Origin of the sequence: Ensifer canadensis, assembly GCF_017488845.2 — a bacterium.
Classification (GTDB): domain Bacteria; phylum Pseudomonadota; class Alphaproteobacteria; order Rhizobiales; family Rhizobiaceae; genus Ensifer; species Ensifer canadensis.
Map to the genome: position 1 here is coordinate 2,625,290 of NZ_CP083370.1, position 17,152 is coordinate 2,642,441.

At 62.2% G+C, this 17,152-nt stretch carries 13 protein-coding genes; 5 read left to right on the forward strand and 8 right to left on the reverse strand.

The window, feature by feature from the left end; translation table 11 throughout:
* Nucleotides 1–53: 53 nt before the first annotated feature.
* From J3R84_RS12795 to chvE, 5 genes are all read right to left on the reverse strand, one after another.
* On the reverse strand, nucleotides 54–1,487 hold the full coding sequence (locus J3R84_RS12795) for an aldehyde dehydrogenase family protein (protein WP_025428041.1): 1,434 nt from the start codon (nucleotides 1,485–1,487) through the stop codon (nucleotides 54–56).
* A 75-nt stretch (nucleotides 1,488–1,562) separates the two neighbouring features.
* Complete coding sequence (araD1, locus tag J3R84_RS12800) at nucleotides 1,563–2,558, reverse strand: AraD1 family protein (RefSeq protein ID WP_025428042.1); 996 nt, start codon at nucleotides 2,556–2,558, stop codon at nucleotides 1,563–1,565.
* Nucleotides 2,559–2,729: 171 nt separating this feature from the next.
* Nucleotides 2,730–3,938 carry a multiple monosaccharide ABC transporter permease gene (mmsB, locus tag J3R84_RS12805; protein WP_025428043.1) on the reverse strand — a complete coding sequence of 403 codons (1,209 nt, stop codon included), beginning with the start codon at nucleotides 3,936–3,938 and terminating at the stop codon, nucleotides 2,730–2,732.
* Nucleotides 3,938–5,473: a multiple monosaccharide ABC transporter ATP-binding protein gene (mmsA, locus tag J3R84_RS12810; RefSeq protein ID WP_025428044.1), complete on the reverse strand. Its 1,536-nt coding sequence runs from the start codon at nucleotides 5,471–5,473 to the stop codon at nucleotides 3,938–3,940. The genes mmsB and mmsA overlap by 1 nt, the downstream gene beginning before the upstream one ends.
* A 99-nt stretch (nucleotides 5,474–5,572) precedes the next feature.
* A complete protein-coding gene (chvE, locus tag J3R84_RS12815; RefSeq protein WP_025428045.1) occupies nucleotides 5,573–6,640 on the reverse strand; it encodes a multiple monosaccharide ABC transporter substrate-binding protein in 1,068 nt (355 codons plus the stop codon).
* 280 nt (nucleotides 6,641–6,920) lie between these two features.
* Between chvE and J3R84_RS12820 the strand changes: the two genes are divergently transcribed.
* Both J3R84_RS12820 and J3R84_RS12825 read left to right on the forward strand, forming a co-directional pair.
* Entirely contained in the window at nucleotides 6,921–7,901 is a 981-nt protein-coding gene (locus tag J3R84_RS12820; protein ID WP_025428046.1) for a LysR family transcriptional regulator, read from the forward strand.
* Between the two features lie 95 nt (nucleotides 7,902–7,996).
* Entirely contained in the window at nucleotides 7,997–8,437 is a 441-nt protein-coding gene (locus tag J3R84_RS12825) for a hypothetical protein (protein ID WP_025428047.1), read from the forward strand.
* A gap of 7 nt (nucleotides 8,438–8,444) precedes the next feature.
* Here J3R84_RS12825 and J3R84_RS38740 read toward each other — a convergent pair whose 3' ends face one another.
* Entirely contained in the window at nucleotides 8,445–9,011 is a 567-nt protein-coding gene (locus tag J3R84_RS38740) for a hypothetical protein (protein ID WP_309141689.1), read from the reverse strand.
* Between the two features lie 44 nt (nucleotides 9,012–9,055).
* Between J3R84_RS38740 and iolG the strand changes: the two genes are divergently transcribed.
* A complete protein-coding gene (iolG, locus tag J3R84_RS12835; protein ID WP_025428049.1) occupies nucleotides 9,056–10,048 on the forward strand; it encodes an inositol 2-dehydrogenase in 993 nt (330 codons plus the stop codon).
* 96 nt (nucleotides 10,049–10,144) lie between these two features.
* On the opposite strand, the gene J3R84_RS12840 is transcribed toward iolG, so the two are convergent.
* Together J3R84_RS12840 and J3R84_RS12845 are read right to left on the reverse strand one after the other, a co-directional pair.
* The gene (locus J3R84_RS12840; protein ID WP_025428050.1) at nucleotides 10,145–12,511 is read right to left on the reverse strand and encodes a bifunctional diguanylate cyclase/phosphodiesterase; all 2,367 of its coding nucleotides are present in this window, start codon (nucleotides 12,509–12,511) and stop codon (nucleotides 10,145–10,147) included.
* 132 nt (nucleotides 12,512–12,643) lie between these two features.
* Nucleotides 12,644–13,864 carry an ROK family transcriptional regulator gene (locus J3R84_RS12845; RefSeq protein WP_025428051.1) on the reverse strand — a complete coding sequence of 407 codons (1,221 nt, stop codon included), beginning with the start codon at nucleotides 13,862–13,864 and terminating at the stop codon, nucleotides 12,644–12,646.
* 576 nt (nucleotides 13,865–14,440) lie between these two features.
* Here J3R84_RS12845 and xylF point away from each other — a divergent pair.
* Together xylF and J3R84_RS12855 are read left to right on the forward strand one after the other, a co-directional pair.
* Complete coding sequence (gene xylF, locus J3R84_RS12850; protein ID WP_025428052.1) at nucleotides 14,441–15,478, forward strand: D-xylose ABC transporter substrate-binding protein; 1,038 nt, start codon at nucleotides 14,441–14,443, stop codon at nucleotides 15,476–15,478.
* A 340-nt stretch (nucleotides 15,479–15,818) separates the two neighbouring features.
* Nucleotides 15,819–17,144: a sugar ABC transporter permease gene (locus J3R84_RS12855; protein WP_025428053.1), complete on the forward strand. Its 1,326-nt coding sequence runs from the start codon at nucleotides 15,819–15,821 to the stop codon at nucleotides 17,142–17,144.
* The last annotated feature ends 8 nt before the right edge of the window (nucleotides 17,145–17,152 follow it).

Below are 17,152 nucleotides of genomic sequence, written 5' to 3' on the forward strand. Positions count from 1 at the left end.
CTTATCCTTCCTTGAGCGGCCCGCGCCGTAACGCGGGCCTGCGACGGCGCCCATTAAGCCAGGGTGTATGCGGTCTTGACGGTTGTGTAGAATTCGGCGGCGTAGCGACCCTGCTCGCGCGAGCCATGGGAGGAGCCCTTGCGGCCACCGAAGGGCACGTGGAAATCGACGCCGGCGGTCGGCAGGTTGACCATCACCATGCCGGCCTCGGCATTGCGCTTGAAATGCGTCGCATGTTTCAGGCTGGTGGTGGCAATGCCCGACGACAGCCCGAACGGCGTGTCGTTGGCGACGGCAAGCGCCTCGTCATAATCCTTCACCCGGATCACCGAAGCGACCGGTCCGAAGATTTCTTCACGCGAGATGCGCATCTGGTTGGTTGCCTCGGTAAACAGCGCCGGCTGCAGGTAGAAGCCGGGCGTGTCACGCTTCAAAAGCTCGCCGCCGAAGGCGAGTTTGGCGCCTTCCTGTTTGCCGATGGCGATGTAGTCGGTGTCCTGGTTGAGCTGGCTCTGGTCGACCACCGGGCCGATATGGGTGCCGGCCTTCAGCGCATCGTCGATGGTGAGCCCCTTCATGCGCTCGCCCATCGCCGCCACGAACCGGTCGTGAATGCCTTCGGTCACGATCACCCGCGACGACGCGGTGCAACGCTGGCCGGTGGAGAAGAAGGCGGAGTTGACGGCGGCTTCGACGGCAACGCTAAGATCGGCGTCGTCGAGCACCACGAACGGGTTCTTGCCGCCCATCTCCAGCTGGTACTTGCGATTGTGCTCGACCGAGGCCAGTGCCACGCGTTTGCCGGTGCCGGTCGAGCCGGTAAAGGTGATCGCCTGGATGTCGGGGCTGTCGAGCATCGTCTGGCCGACGACCGAGCCCTTGCCCATCACCAGGTTCAGCACGCCCTTCGGCAGGCCGGCGCGATGGAGAATATCGACGATCGCCCAGGAGCAACCGGGCACCAGTTCGGCCGGCTTGAAGACGATGGTGTTGCCATAGCAGAGCGCCGGCGCGATCTTCCAGGCGGGAATGGCGATCGGGAAATTCCATGGCGTGATGATGCCGACGACGCCGACCGGCTCGCGGGTGATCTCGACGCCGATATCAGGGCGCACCGAGGGGATGACCTCGCCAGCCAATCGCAGCGCCTCACCGGCAAAGAAGTCAAAGATCTGGCCGGCGCGCACGGTCTCGCCGATGCCTTCCGCCAGCGTCTTGCCCTCTTCGCGCGACAACAGTCGCCCGAGCTCGTCCTTGCGCGCCAGGATCTCGTCGGCGGTCTTTCGAAGGATCGCATGACGCTCGAGGATGCCGAAGCGCGACCAGGCCGGAAAGGCCGCCTTGGCCGCAGCAATCGCCGCCTTCGCATCCTCGGCCGAGGCGCGGGCATATTCCCCGATCACGTCGTTGGTGTCGGACGGATTGATATTGGCAACGCCATCACCGCCAACCCATTCGCCGGCAATCAGGTTTTGGTGCAATGTCATGGGCCTCAGCCTCCTTCATCTACTTTTCGCGGGCAACCGCGCCTGTCGCGGCCTGCCACTGGCATACCGCATATGTCAGAGCTGATGTATGGCGACCGGTTCGGCGGCGGCGATTGCGAGCGGATTGCGCAAGGGAAGGCCGAATTCGGCAGCCTCGATCTCGAAGACATCCCCCTCTTCCGTGCGGATACCATCGCCGAAGGAGAGCGTCGCCGTGCCGAACATGTGGACGTGGATGTCCCCCGGCTGGCGGAACAGGCCATATTTGAAATGGTGATGCTCGAGGTTGGCAAAGCTGTGCGACATGTTGGCTTCGCCCGATAGGAACGGCTTTTCCCACAGAACCTTGCCGCTCCGCAGGATACGCGAGGTGCCTCTGATATCGTCGGGTGCTGCGCCGACGCGGATTTCCGGCCCGAAGCTCGCCTGGCGCAGCTTCGAATGCGCGAGCCAGAGATAGTTGACCCGCTCGGTCTTGTGATCGGAAAACTCGTTGGCGACGGCAAAGCCGATACGGAACGGCATGCCCTTGTCAGAGATCACGTAGATGCCGGCCATCTCCGGCTCCTCCCCACCGTCTTCGGCAAAGGCCGGAGAGACGAGCGCCGAACCGGGCGCGACGGCGGAGGTGCCGTTACCCTTGTAGAACCATTCCGGCTGCACGCCGGTTTCGCCCGGTTGCGGCTTGCCGCCTTCAAGGCCCATGCGGAACATCTTCATCGAGTCGGTCAGCGTCTCCTCCGCCGCCTCGGTCGTCTTTTTGTGCATGGCGTCGCGGGTCGCGGCTGAACCAAGATGCGTCAGCCCCGTTCCGGTCAGATGCAGGTGCGCGGGGTCGGGGTGGGTGATCGGCGGCAGAAGACGGCCTTCGGCATAGGCCTTTTCGAGATCGACGGCAGCACCAAGACCCTTTGCCTCGATCGTGTCCTTGAGGCTACGCCCGGCATTGGCCGCGTCCATCGCCAGTGCATAGACGCTCGCCGCGCCGTTGACTGCGCGGGCAACCTCGCCCGGCGCGCGTACCGCGACCGTTGTCGATCCGTCTTCGTTCCTGATCTGAGAAATCAGCACGATCCTGTCCTTCCTTGCATCGTTCGGGCCTTGCTCGCGCCTGATCTCAGGCAAACCGCGGCCCCTCGGGTGGCTCTCGCCACCCAATCCTGACAGTCCGGGCTGTCACTCCCGGCAGCCGGAGCTGCCCGTTCAATGGTACTGGTTCGATCCGGGCCGTTCGGTCGCTGGTCAGCCCTTGTTCTTGTTGTAGACGTCGAAGAAGACGGCAGCGAGCAGCACCAGACCCTTGATCAGCTGCTGGTAGTCGATGCCGATGCCCATGATCGACATGCCATTGTTCATCACGCCCATGATGAAGGCCCCGATCACCGCGCCGATGATCTTGCCGACGCCGCCGGACGCTGAGGCGCCGCCGATGAAGCAGGCCGCAATCACGTCGAGTTCAAAGCCTTGGCCGGCCTTCGGCGTTGCCGAGTTGAGGCGGGCGGTGATGATCATGCCGGCAAGTGCGGCCAGAACACCCATGTTGATGAAGGTGTAGAACGTCAGCCGCTCGGTGTTGATGCCGGAGAGCTTCGCCGCCTTGACGTTGCCGCCCATGGCATAGATGCGACGGCCGATCGTCGAGCGCGTGGTGACGAAGGTATAGAGCGCGATCAGCACGCCCATGGCAATCAGCACGTTGGGCAGGCCGCGATAGGTCGAAAGCTGATAGCCGATGAACAGCGCAACGACGGCGATGACCGCCATCTGGATGGCGAAGAAGACGAAGGGCTCGTTTTCGCTACCGTGCTGCTCGTTGACCCGGCGATTGCGCACGCCCGCATAGATGGCGTAGCCGACGAGTGCCAGCACCGCCACCAGCGCCACCATGTTCTGGATGAGGTCGGGCCTCGGATTGAGGAAGTAGAGGAAATCCGGAACGAAGCCTGTCGAAAGCAGCTGAAACTCCTTCGGGAACGGACCGATCGGCCGGCCGCCGAGCACCACGTAGGTGAGCCCGCGGAAGACCAGCATGCCGGCAAGCGTGACGATGAAGGACGGGATCTTCTGATAGGCGACCCAGTAACCCTGCGCCGCCCCCATGATGCCGCCGACAACAAGACAGGCAGGAATGACGACGAAGGCCGGCAGGCCCCACTTGACCAGCATGATCGCCGATATCGCCCCGATGAAGGCGACGATCGAGCCGACCGAAAGGTCGATGTGTCCGGCGACGATGATCAGCAGCATGCCCAGCGCCATGATGACGATGAACGAGTTCTGCAGCACCAGGTTGGTGATGTTGACCGGGCGGAACAGCACGCCGTTGGTGACGAACTGGAAGAACAGCATGATGACCACGAGCGCGACCAGGAGGCCGTATTCGCGGATGTTGTTCTTGAGATAGTCCCCGATCGAGGGTTTGTTCGGTTGGGTGCTCGTATCGGCGACCATTAGTGTTTCTCCCCTGAACGCATGATGGCACGCATGATGGATTCCTGGCTCGCTTCGGCCTTTGAAAGCTCGGCGACGATGCGGCCCTCGTTCATGACGTAGATGCGGTCGCAGGTTCCAAGCAGTTCCGGCATCTCCGATGAAATCATCACGATGCCTTTGCCCTCGGCTGCAAGCTGGTTGATGATGGTGTAGATCTCATACTTCGCGCCGATATCGATACCGCGTGTCGGCTCGTCGAGGATGAGGACTTCCGGATTGGTGAACAGCCACTTCGACAGCACCACCTTCTGCTGATTGCCGCCGGAAAGATTGACCGTTTCCTGATAGATCGAGTGCGAGCGGATGCGCAGCTTCGAACGATAGTCGGAGGCGACCTTGACCTCCTTGCGATCGTCGATGACGCCGTTGGACGCCACCGCCTTCAGGTTGGAGAGCGTGGTGTTCTCCTTGATGTTGTTGATCAGCACGAGACCCAGTTGCTTGCGGTCTTCGGTGACATAGGCGAGACCAGCGTCGATGGCGCGGGGGATGGTGCTGACGTCGACCGGCTTGCCGCGCATCAGGACGTCGCCGGTGATCTTGTGCCCCCAGGACTTGCCGAAGATGCTCATCGCCGTTTCGGTTCGCCCCGCCCCCATCAGGCCGGCGATGCCGACGACTTCGCCGGCGCGCACGGTAAAATTGACGTCGTGCAGGAACTGCCGGTCGCGGTGATGCTGGTGGAAGACGTTCCAGTTCTTCACTTCCAAGAGCGTCTCGCCGATCTTGGGCTCGCGCGGCGGGTAACGATCTTCCATCGCACGACCGACCATGCCCTTGATGATCCGGTCTTCGCCGATATCCTCGGTCTGACAGTCGAGCGTTTCAACGGTTCCGCCGTCGCGCAGGATGGTGATCTGGTCGGCGACCTTGCGGATCTCGTTCAGCTTGTGCGAAATGATGATCGAAGTCATGCCCTGCGCGCGAAACTCCATCAAGAGCTTCAAGAGCGCGTCAGAATCGTTTTCGTTGAGCGAGGCGGTCGGTTCGTCGAGGATCAGCAGCCGCACCTTCTTCGACAGCGCCTTGGCGATCTCGACCAGCTGCTGCTTGCCGACGCCGATGTCAGTGATCAGCGTGGCGGGCGGCTCGCTCAGGCCCACCTTTTTCAGAAGTTCCTGCGTGCGGGCAAAGGTCTGCGGCCAATGGATCACCCCATTGGTGGCGATCTCGTTGCCGAGAAAGATGTTTTCGGCGATCGACAGCAGCGGAACCAGCGCCAGTTCCTGGTGGATGATGATGATGCCGAGATGTTCGCTGTCAGAGATGGTCGAGAAGCGGCGAGGCTCGCCGTCGTAGTAGATCTCGCCGTCATAGGTGCCGGCGGGATAGACGCCGCTCAGTACCTTCATCAGCGTCGATTTGCCGGCACCGTTTTCACCGACCAGAGCGTGGATCTCACCTTCGCGAACCTTGAAGCTGACATTGTCCAGCGCCTTGACGCCCGGAAACGTCTTGGTGATGCCACGCATTTCGAGAATGATATTGTCCATGTTCAGTCATTCCAGCGGCAGTCGGCAAGAGAGTACAGGCTCCCTCACCGGGATAAAAGGGTCCGCGATGGATCGCGGACCCTCAGGTGCGTCATCCTATCAGTTGTTGATCTGATCTTCGGTGTAGTAACCGGAGGAGACCAGCACATCCTTGATGTTGGACTTGTCGACCGCGACCGGCTTCAGCAGGTAGGACGGAACGACCTTGACGCCGTTGTCATAGGTCTTGGTGTCGTTCACTTCCGGCTCCTTGCCTTCCATGATCGCATTGACCATGCCGACCGTGACCTTGGCGAGTTCGCGCGTGTCCTTGAAGATCGACGAATACTGTTCGCCGGCAAGGATCGACTTGACCGAAGGCAGTTCGGCGTCCTGACCGGTAACGGCAGGCATCGCCATGTCGCCGGAACCATAGCCGACGCCCTTCAGCGCCGAGATGATGCCGATGGACAGGCCGTCGTAGGGCGACAGAACGCCATCGACCTTGGCATCGGTGTAGTTGGAGGACAGCAGGTTTTCCATGCGGGCCTGGGCAACGGCACCATCCCAGCGCAGCGTGCCGACCTGGTCCATGCCCTTCTGGCCGGACTTGACGACGATCTTGTTGCTGTCGATCAGCGGCTGCAGGACCGACATCGCACCGTCGTAGAAGAAGAAGGCGTTGTTATCGTCAGGCGAACCGCCGAAGAGTTCGACGTTCTTCGGCTCGGTCGCGCCGTCGAGCTTCAGGCCCTGCACCAGCGACGTTGCCTGCTGCACGCCGACCTGGAAGTTGTCGAAGGTGGCGTAGTAGTCGACATTGCCCGAATCGCGGATCAGACGGTCGTAAGCGATGACCTTGACGCCGGCGTCATGGGCCTTCTGCAGGATGTCGGAAAGCGTCGTGCCGTCGATGGCGCCGATGACGAGAACCTTGGCACCCTTGGTCACCATGTTTTCGATCTGGGCGAGCTGGTTCGGAATATCATCGTCGGCAAACTGCAGGTCCGGCGTGTAACCGGCTTCCTTGAACAGCTTCTCCATGGTCTCGCCATCGGAGATCCAGCGGGTCGAGGTCTTCGTCGGCATGGAAATGCCAACCGTGCCTTTGTCCTGTGCGAAGGCGGGCGCAGCAAACGACGCGACGGAGATCGCGGCCGCTGCGAGAAGCGAAGTAATCAATTTCATCTGGTCTCTCCCAAAAGTGTTGAAGCCGGCAGGCCCGCAGCCTCCCCGTCCTATGCGCAGCGATCCACCGGCCCGGAGATCGCGTCTCCGGCGGTGGATCCAGGTGAAGGAAGTCCTCCCCGCCCGCATGCTCCCACATGCACTGGCACATGGGGAAAAACTGGAATCAAAAGCCATAACTGTCAAATACAATATCGCTTTGCTACCATACCAATATTGATATACTACTCGAAAACAGTGTGATTTTTGAAACATCCTGAAAACTGGATTGCCCACGATGATGAAAGAAGGAAAGCCCGGCACGACAGGGATTGCCGCCGAACAGTTCGACAGCGGGCTCTTTCGCTCAGGGCTGAAGATCAATCACCTCCGGCTGATCCTGGCGATCGACGATCATCGTCGCATCAGTGCGGCCGCCGAGACGCTCGGCATCTCCCAGCCCGCCGCCTCGCGCATGCTGGCGGAGATCGAGACGATCCTGAAGGCGCCGATCTGCGAGCGAGTGGCACGCGGCGTAGAACTGACCCGCTACGGCCAGGCGTTGGCGCGGCGGGCGCGCACGATCTTTCTGGAACTGCGGGAGGCCTCGCGCGAGATCAGCGAACTGAAGACCGGCAGCGGCGGCTCGGTGTCGATCGGCTCGGTGACCGGGCCGGCGCTCAACCTCGCCGTTCCGGCAATCCGCCAGGTCATCACCGCCTATCCCGGCATCGAGATCAACATCCAGATCGAAAACAGCAATGTGCTGACGCGCGAGCTGCTCGCCGCCCGCCACGACTTCGTCGTCGGACGCATCCCAGACGATCTCAGCCCGCGGCTCTTCAACATGGTCGAGATCGGCTACGAGGAGGTCTGCCTGATCGTGCGCGACGGCCATCCGCTGCTCGACAAGCCCATTGCCGGCGCCGAAGATCTGCCCGCCTACGACTGGGTGTTCCAGCCGCCGGGAACGCTGCTGCGCCGCGCCGTCGAAGACAGCTTCATGTCCGCGGGTGTGCGCCTACCGGCGACCGTCATCAACACCTCGTCGATCATCCTGACGCTGTCGATCGTGCGCAACACCAATGCGATTGCGCCGGTGGCGCTCGATGTCGCCAACCTGATCGCCGACAACGGCACGCCGGCCGGCGAGATCCGCATCCTCAAAACCGAGATCCCGATCCGCATCAAGCCCTATGGGTTGATCACCGCCGAGGGACGCGCGCTGCCGCCGAGCGCCAAGCTGCTCTACGACCTCATTCTCAAACAGGGACGAGCATGATCAGCCAGCATTGGTTGATCAGCCTGGGCATGATCAAGTTGATCAGCCTGGGATAATCTCCATCCGGCATTTTGCGCCGGGATAGCGGAGGCTGCATGTTCGGAATGTCGGTGTTTCAGTCCGTGCTCGAGCGGCTGAAGACGGAAGAAGACGAGGAAGAGACCGCCAATGCGGAGGTTTTCGCGACGTCGCGCACGCCTCTGTTCGCAACCACGTTCGTCGCCGGCGGCGCCGACAGCGCGTCTGCTGCGCGCAGCGCCGTCGAGCGAGCCTATTTCGATGCGTCCTTCGTCGAGCCGCCGCCGATAGAGCCGATGCCGGAATTTCTCAACCGCATCAGCCTTGCCGAAGTCGCCGAGGAACTTGACCTTGGTGAAGGGGAGACATTGACGACGCTCGCTGCCAAGCGGCGAAGCTTCGCCGCCGCCAATCATCCCGATCGCCTGCCGCAGGACTACCGCGCCAATGCGACGGTCCGGATGAAACTCGCCAACATGCTCATCGACGAGGCGTCGCGCCAATTGCAGGCGGCCTGACCGCCGCTCACGCGTCGTTGTCAGCCTTGGGCGTCTCGTCTTTTGACGCCGAGCCCTCAGCACCGGCAGTCTTGTCTGTCGGCTTGTAAAACAGCAGCAGAGAGGACCCGACATAGGCGGCGATCGCCAGAGCGATGATGCTGAAGAACGGCTGGTCGTGATAGAATTCGAGCGCCGCCCAGCCGGCGCAGACTAAAAAGATCAAAACCCGCCGCCACAAGGGACGGTAAAAGGCGTGGTCCGGGTCGATGAGTTTGATCATCCTGTCCTCTGGGTGCTTGCGCTCGTGATCGGCAACGGATGTCTTGTAGGGGAAATCCACCGGCCGCCGCAAGCCCGCGACCGCATCACGCCCTTGACGGGCACCATGAAAATAGAATAAAAATTCCGAAATTGTTTTCTTCGACCATTTCATTCCGAACAGATGGCGCCGGACGCCCGCACGGAAGAAACGGTCGGGCAAGGGAGAGGAAAGCGCGCGGCATCCGCTCGGGCACCATCGCTGACAACCACCTTGCAACCCAATCGCGGAATTGCCCCTCCGCGGCGCCTTTGCGCGATGAGCGCCGATCATCACGCACCTTCCCGGTCGAGGACCGGATTTCGAGAGAGACAGAGATGACAGTGAGATTTGGTCTTCTGGGCGCCGGACGCATCGGCAAGGTTCACGCAAAGGCCGTCAGCGGCAATCCCGATGCCGTGCTCGTCGCCGTGGCCGACGCCTTTCCGGCCGCCGCCGATGCCATCGCCAAGGCCTATGGCTGCGAGGTCCGCACCATCGAGGCAATCGAAAAATCGGCCGATATCGACGCCGTTGTCATCTGCACGCCGACCGATACCCATGCCGACCTGATCGAGCGTTTCGCCCGCGCCGGCAAGGCGATCTTCTGCGAAAAGCCCATCGATCTCGATGTCGATCGCGTGCGGGCCTGCATGAAGGTGGTGGCCGAGACCAAGGGCAAGCTGATGGTCGGCTTCAACCGCCGCTTCGACCCGCATTTCATGGCCGTCAAGCAGGCAATCGACGCCGGCAAGATCGGCGACGTCGAGATGGTGACGATCACCTCGCGCGATCCCGGCGCGCCGCCGGTCGACTACATCAAGCGCTCGGGCGGAATCTTCCGCGACATGACGATCCATGACTTCGACATGGCGCGCTTCCTGCTCGGCGAAGAGCCCGTATCGGTAACGGCGACCGCCGCCGTCCTCGTCGACAAGGCAATCGGCGAAGCCGGCGACTACGACAGTGTGTCCGTCATCCTGCAGACCGCCTCCGGCAAACAGGCGATCATCTCCAACTCGCGCCGCGCCACCTACGGCTACGACCAGCGCATCGAGGTTCACGGCTCCCAGGGTGTCGTCTCGGCGGAAAACCAGCGCCCGGTGTCGATCGAGATCGCCAATGGCGAAGGCTACACCCGCCCGCCGCTGCACGATTTCTTCATGACCCGCTACACCGAAGCCTATGCCAACGAGATCGAGAGCTTCATCTCCGCGATCGAAAAGGGCACGGAAATCACCCCGTCGGGCAAGGATGGCCTGGCAGCGCTCGCGCTTGCCGACGCAGCCGTGAAGTCGGTCATCGAAAAGCGCCAGATCAGCGTCGCGTAAAGCATTTCGAGGAAAAGTGCGAAGCGGGTTTCCGTTTGGCAAAGACAAACGGCCGGGCGCGACACGCCCGGCCGTTTCGTGTTTCAGTTCATTGCCTCAGCCGTCCGCGCGCAATGGCGCATTCTCCCATCCGCCTGACTGCTCCTCCTGCCCGGTGCTCGGGGCAACGCCGGGCCTGCCAGTGAGAAAGCCCTGAACCTGGAGGCAGCCCTCGTCGACCAGGATCTGCCTTTGCCGCTCCGTTTCCACGCCTTCGGTTACGACAGGCAGGTTGAGGCTGTTGCCAAGCGCAATGATCGCCCTGACGATCGCGTGCGCCGAAGGGTCCTTGTCGATCACGGCAGTGAAGCTGCAATCGATCTTCAGCTTGTCGAACGGGAACGTCTGCAGGTTGCTGAGCGAGGAATGCCCGGTGCCGAAATCATCCATGACGATGCGCACCCCATGTATCCTCAGTCGTCCGAGGGTGGCGAGAACGTCTTCGCGATTGTGCAGAAGGGCCGCCTCGGTGATCTCCAGCTCCAACCGGCGCGGCTCCAGCCCCGTTCGCCGCAGGATACCAAAGATCTGATCGAAAAGATTGGGAAGCAGGAACTGCACCGGCGAGATATTGACCGAAACCGGTAGAGGCTCGTTCCATTTCGCCGCCTCCCTGCAGGCCTGCTCCAGCACCCATTCGCCGATCTGGATGATCGAACCGCTTTGCTCGGCGATCGGGATGAAGACATCGGGGCTGATGAGGCCACGCTCCGGATGCATCCAGCGCAAGAGCGCCTCGTAGCCCAGGATCCGATCGCCGCGCAGATCGACAAGCGGTTGATATTCAAGGAAGAGCTGCCGGCGAAGCACGGCATGGCGCAGGTCGTTTTCGATCTGCCGTCGCGTGCGCACGGTCTCGTCCATTTCCGTGTCGAAGAAGCAGGCGATCCCCTTGCCCGATTGTTTGGCGCGGTAGAGAGCGGTGTCGGCATTGTTGCGCAGCCGGTCAGCCGTGTCGCCATCAGCAGGGTAGATCGCAGCACCGATGCTGACGCCGACGGCGGTCGGATCGCGGTTCGTATCCATCTCGGCGGCAAAATAAGTCAGGATGCGGTCCGACAGGTGACGCGCCGCGTCGGGCTGTTCGCCACCCACCTGAAGAATGGCAAACTCGTCGCCGCCCAGCCGGGCGACGGTATCCCCCTCGCCGACCGCCTTGCGCAGGATGTCGGCGACCTTCATGAGGATGCGGTCCCCCTCGCCATGGCCGAAAATGTCGTTGACGGCCTTGAAGCGGTCGAGGTCGAGGCAAAGGATGGCAAGCTGCTCGTTCTTCGCCGCCGCCACCGTCATGACCTGGGCCAGGCGCCGGTCGAAGAAACCACGATTGGGAAGATCGGTCAGCACATCGTGGTGGGCCAGATGCTCGATAGTGCGCTCGGCTTCCTTGCGCGCGCTGAGGTCGCGCACGAAGATCACCTCGCATTCGCGGCCGCGATACTCGACCGTCCGGCACATGAACTCGACCGGCACGGACTGGCCGGCCACATTGATCAGATCGATTTCGCCGGGGCCGTCGCCGCGATGATGGCTCTGCAGCCCTTCCTCACCGAAGGCGAAAACCTCCGCCGGATCTCGGCCGGTGAGCTCCGAAACCTTCCATCCCGTCAGGCGCGCAAAACGCTCGTTGGTGTCGATGATGCGGCCTTCATGCACGATGGCCATGCCTTCCAGCGATGCATTGGCAAGCCCGCGCAGGTCGGTCAGATGCCGATCGACGAACAGCGCGCCGAAGGCCAGGATGATCAGCATGGTCGAGGCAGCAATGACCCCGCCGGCAAGCCAGGCCGGATGGATGGTATCGGCTGCCGGAATATCCGGCGCCGGTACCAGCGTGATGCCACTCATCGAGGTGAAGTGCAGGACGCAGATGGCAACGACGAGCAGCAGCGTCGAGACGACAAGCCTGCGGGCGTTGCGCAGCACATGAAACGCATGCAGCGCTGCCATCGCCAGCAGGGTGCCGGCGACGATGCCGAAAACCGTGAACCTTGCATCGTAGACAATGTGTCCCGGCATCTCGAGCGCCTGCATGCCGGTAAAGTGCATGGCGGCAATGCCGCCGCCCAGGATGACACCGCTAGATGCAAGGGCGTAGTGCGAGCGAGCGCCAAGCCCGACCGTGAAAGCAACCCAGGCGGCCGCGATCGCGAGAACGATCGAAAGCGTCGTCCCCCAGGCGCCATAGGAAACCGTCATCCCGCCATCATAGGCGAGCATGGCAATGAAATGAGTGGACCAGACGCCGATGCCGCAGGCAAAACCACTGACGGCGGTCCAAAGACCGCGCTGACTGCCTTCGCTTCGCTGGGCACGCAGCAGCAACAGCATGGTTGCGACGCAACCGGCCAGGCAAACCACGGCCGCCACCAGCACCAGACGCCAATCGTGATCATCGCGTATGCATGCAATCACTGAAAACATCATCGTCTCCCGCGTCAATGTCACATTGACAAGGAGTTGCTAAATAACTGTAAATTGTATTAGCTGGTTTGTTCGCCCTTGATACAACCCCAAAAATGGTTGCCTCGCCCGTCTCGCCAAAGCGGCTGTTCCTTAGTGCGATCCGGCCGTAGCAATCTCGCTGTCGATCTTGCCCAGAGCACGCTCGAGATGGCCGTCGAACACGAGCCGCTGTTCGTCGAGCACGACCGATATCTCGGGCGCGCCCTGAAGCCTGAGCTGGAGTGACTGGGATACGCCCTCCTCCAACCCGCCGCGCAAGAGATCGAAGTAGCGCGTGCCGGGGCCGGTAACGTAGATCGGCATACGCTCGTAAAGACTGAGCATGCGCGAGACGCCGTTGCCGAGCGCGATGCCAGCTTGGCGAAAGGCATAGCCGGCCATGCGATGCCCCTGGCGCGCACTCGCTGCGATCTTGTCCATTTCGGCAATTGGCACGAATTTCGCCGGGATCGTGTCGGCCGGCACTTCGAAGGCGGCCCGCAGAATGCCGTAGAAACCGGCAGCCGCTTCGATGCAGCCATAGGCGCCGCAACGGCACAGTCCGGCCGATGGCGCATGCAGCATGTGGCCGAAATTCGGCGCCGTCACGTCGATCTCGCCGAACCTGCCCTTGCGGGCAACGCCGAGGCCGATGCTGTGGCCGAGCGAGATGGCGGCAAGCGATCGAAATCCGCCGTCCGGCGCGCGCTCCGCTTCGGCCGCCAGCGCCTGTGCCACCAGCAGGGTCTCATTGTTGAGCATCACCCTCGCTCGCCATTCCGGCGCAAGCAACGCGGCAAAGTCGAGCTGCTCGCTGCCGAACACCGGAGACCAGAGCAGCCGTGCCGCGTCCGTATCGGCGTCGACCAGCCCCTTGCTGCTGATGGAGATGGCCAGCACGCGGTCGCGCGTCAGGCGCGAGCGCTGCAGCAGGCGCTCCAGCGCCTCGACGAAGGTGCGCGCAAACGCGTCCGTGCCGCGCTGGTCGTGATTGCGGCCCTCCTCGAAGCGGTCGAGCAGCGTGCCGCCATAGTCGGTCAGCGAATACTGCACCACATCCGAAGAGATACGCACGACGACGATGTAACCGCAGTCGCGACGTGGCGTGAACAGGACGCGCGGGCGCCCTCGTCCGCCCTGCACATGCTGTTCCGCCTTGGCGATCACTCCGGCGCGCTCGAGCTCGGCCGTGATCGCCGACACCGTCGCCGAGGCGAGCCCGGTTGCGGCGGAAATTTCGGTATGCGAGAGATTGCGGGCGCGCCGGAGCGCGGCAAGGACCAGCGCACTGTTCTGCTGACGCACGAGCTCAGTGCTGGACTTGGTCAGCATCATACGTCCTTGCCGGTGGCGGGTCCTTCGAACACATGCCCTCCCAAAGCATCTGTTGCACGGCGAGGCAAGGCACTGATCGCCTTGTCGACACCTCGTCAATCTCTGCCATTGATTTTCTCGACTGTCGAGAAATAATCCACAGACCCTTTCCGGCAGCGATGAGTGGCAATGAACTTGCTCGGCGCTGAGCGAGAAGGCTGTCATCAGAGCTGAAACGCACGGCCATTGATCAAGACCGAGCGGGGTCGCCGGCAAATCACGCGGCACCCGACCCGAGCTTGGCGGCCGGAACTGTTGAAATGACACAACAATCCCCTTCCCGCCTGCGTCCGTTTCACCCGGACCCTCACCGCACCCCCGGTGACGAGCCCAGGAAACCGGCGCATCGGCAGTCCATACGCAACCGGGTCGGCCGTGTTGACAGGCCGTGGATTCTCTGACATTCATTTTCTCGACTGTCGAGAAAATAAAACCGGACGATGTTTACGGTGGCATTTCGACAGCGTTGCAAGGCTGGTCGAGGATGGTGCGGGAGGTTCGCACGCTCAGCCGGCCGCCACTCGGGAGGATGAAATGAAATCCGTTTTGAAGCTGATGGCAGGGGCTGCCATCATCGCGTCGATGCATTCCGCAGCCATCGCCAAGGATCTGGTGGTCGGCGTTTCCTGGTCGAACTTCCAGGAAGAGCGTTGGAAAACCGACGAAGCCGCCATCAAGGCAGCACTTGAGGCATCCGGCGACAAGTACATTTCCGCTGACGCCCAGTCTTCCGCTGCCAAGCAGCTGACCGACGTCGAGTCGCTGATCGCCCAGGGTGCCAACGCTCTGATCGTGCTTGCACAGGATAGCGACGCCATCGGCCCGGCCATCGAAAAGGCTGCCGCCGAAGGCATTCCGGTTGTCGGCTACGACCGCCTGATCGAAAATCCGGCCGCCTTCTACATCACCTTCGACAACAAGGAAGTGGGCCGCATGCAGGCTCGCGAAGTGTTCAAGGTCAAGCCGGAAGGCAACTATGTCTTCATCAAGGGCTCGTCTGCCGACCCGAACGCCGACTTCCTGTTCTCCGGACAGATGGAAGTGCTGAAGGAAGCTGTCGACGCCGGCAAGATCAAGAGCGTCGGTGAAGCCTACACCGACGGATGGAAGCCGGAAAATGCCCAAAAGAACATGGAGCAGTTCCTGACCGCAAACGACAACAAGGTCGACGCGGTCGTCGCTTCCAACGACGGCACCGCTGGCGGTGCGATTGCAGCCCTCGATGCCCAGGGCCTCGCCGGCTCCGTTCCGGTCTCCGGCCAGGACGCCGACAAGGCAGCCCTCAACCGCGTCGCCCTCGGCACCCAGACCGTTTCGGTCTGGAAGGACTCGCGTGAACTCGGCAAGCGCGCAGCCGAAATCGCCGCCGAACTGGCGAGCGGCAAGAAGATGGAAGAAATCGCCGGCGTGACGGCCTTCAATGGCGGCCCCAAGGGCGTCGCCATGCAGTCGGTCTTCCTCGCACCGCTTCCGATCACCAAGGAGAACCTCAACGTCGTCATCGACGCCGGCTGGATCTCCAAGGACGAAGCTTGCCAGGGCGTCAAGGGCGACGTCGCTGCGTGCAAATAAGCCGCCCGGACAGAGTTGAGCTCTAACCTTCGACAAGCGCCGCAACGCAACCCGTTGCGGCGCTTGCGCAAGGTGTGACCGGGGCGGACAATGCCCGCTGCATGATCCCTTAAATCGGAAGCGATCTGAGGAGAGGATCATGAAGCATGCTTGAAGTTTTACAGCGTCCTTAGCGCGTCATATTTCACACGCGGCGCTGTAAGACCTTCAGGCACGCGTTGGCACGAACGAGAGAAGCGCTCGACAACTGTCTTCATCATCAGACTTGTCGCGTCCCATTCCGGTCTTTGGCGCCGGCGGATGCGGTGACATCAACAGAAAGTGGGGGGAAGGCACGTCCATGGCCGACATCACACAAGGCAATCAGACACAGAGCCAGGCCAACCGTGCCCGCAACGCGGACGAGAACCCGGTGAAGCGCTTCTTCCGCGCCACCGAGATCGATACCCGCTTGCTCGGCATGGTCGGCGCGCTGGCCATCATCTGGCTCGGCTTCGAGATCATGACCGGCGGCCTGTTTCTGACGCCGAGAAACCTTTGGAACCTGACGGTTCAAACCTCGTCCGTCGCCGTGATGGCGACCGGCATGGTACTGATCATCGTCACCCGCAACATCGATCTGTCGGTCGGCTCCGTGCTTGGCTTCTGCGGCATGATCATGGCGGTCATGCAGGTCAAGGTCCTGCCGCAATATCTCGGGCTCGAGCATCCCGCCATCTGGATCATCACGCTTGCCTGCGGCATCGCCGTCGGCGCCGCGATCGGCGCGCTCCAGGGCTCGATCATCGCCTTCCTCAACGTGCCGGCCTTCATCGTCACGCTCGGCGGCCTGCTCGTCTGGCGCGGTGCCACCTGGTTCGTCACCAGCGGCCAGACTGTTGCACCGATGAATTCCACCTTCCGCCTGATGGGCGGTGGCACCGAGGGGTCCATCGGGGCGACAGCCAGCTGGATTGTCGGCATCATCGCCTGTATCGCCATCGTCGGGGCCATCCTCAACTCGCGCAAGCAGCGCAAGCGCTTCGGCTTTCCGCTGCGCCCGGTCTGGGCCGAATATTTCCTCGGCATCCTCGGCTGCATCCTGGTGATGGGCGCGGTGGCGATCGCCAACCACTATTACTGGCCGGTCAACATTGCTCGCAAATATGCCGACGCCAACGGCATCGCCTGGCCGGACGGCGGCTTGCTCATCTCGCACGGTATCGCCATCCCCGTGCTGGTCGCCATCGCCGTCGGCATCGTCATGACATTCATCGCCACTCGCCTGCGCTTCGGCCGCTATGTCTTTGCGCTCGGGGGCAATCCTGAGGCAGCCGAACTGGCGGGGATCAAGACCCGCTGGGTCACCGTCAAGATCTTCATGCTGATGGGCGTGCTCTGCGCCATCGCCGCGGCGATCTCGACGGCCCGCCTCAACGCCGCAACTAACGCGCAAGGCGAGCTCGACGAGCTCTACACGATCGCAGCCGCGGTCATCGGCGGCACGTCGCTTGCCGGCGGCGTCGGCACGATCGCCGGCGCGATGATCGGCGCACTCGTCATGCAATCGCTGCAGTCGGGCATGGTGCTCTTGGGGATCGACTCGCCGTTCCAGCGCATCGTCGTCGGCGTGGTTCTTGTCGTCGCCGTCTGGCTCGACACGATCTACCGCGCCCGTGCCAAGTAAGAAGGAGT

What these genes read in the sequence shown, in the direction of transcription:
- J3R84_RS12795 (WP_025428041.1), bottom strand. Translation starts at nt 1,487, where the DNA reads ATGACATTGCACCAAAACCTGATTGCCGGCGAATGGGTTGGCGGTGAT.
- mmsB (WP_025428043.1), bottom strand. Translation starts at nt 3,938, where the DNA reads ATGGTCGCCGATACGAGCACCCAACCGAACAAACCCTCGATCGGGGAC.
- mmsA (WP_025428044.1), bottom strand. Translation starts at nt 5,473, where the DNA reads ATGGACAATATCATTCTCGAAATGCGTGGCATCACCAAGACGTTTCCG.
- chvE (WP_025428045.1), bottom strand. Translation starts at nt 6,640, where the DNA reads ATGAAATTGATTACTTCGCTTCTCGCAGCGGCCGCGATCTCCGTCGCG.
- J3R84_RS12820 (WP_025428046.1), top strand. Translation starts at nt 6,921, where the DNA reads ATGAAAGAAGGAAAGCCCGGCACGACAGGGATTGCCGCCGAACAGTTC.
- J3R84_RS12825 (WP_025428047.1), top strand. Translation starts at nt 7,997, where the DNA reads ATGTTCGGAATGTCGGTGTTTCAGTCCGTGCTCGAGCGGCTGAAGACG.
- J3R84_RS38740 (WP_309141689.1), bottom strand. Translation starts at nt 9,011, where the DNA reads ATGATCGGCGCTCATCGCGCAAAGGCGCCGCGGAGGGGCAATTCCGCG.
- iolG (WP_025428049.1), top strand. Translation starts at nt 9,056, where the DNA reads ATGACAGTGAGATTTGGTCTTCTGGGCGCCGGACGCATCGGCAAGGTT.
- J3R84_RS12840 (WP_025428050.1), bottom strand. Translation starts at nt 12,511, where the DNA reads ATGTTTTCAGTGATTGCATGCATACGCGATGATCACGATTGGCGTCTG.
- J3R84_RS12845 (WP_025428051.1), bottom strand. Translation starts at nt 13,864, where the DNA reads ATGCTGACCAAGTCCAGCACTGAGCTCGTGCGTCAGCAGAACAGTGCG.
- xylF (WP_025428052.1), top strand. Translation starts at nt 14,441, where the DNA reads ATGAAATCCGTTTTGAAGCTGATGGCAGGGGCTGCCATCATCGCGTCG.
- J3R84_RS12855 (WP_025428053.1), top strand. Translation starts at nt 15,819, where the DNA reads ATGGCCGACATCACACAAGGCAATCAGACACAGAGCCAGGCCAACCGT.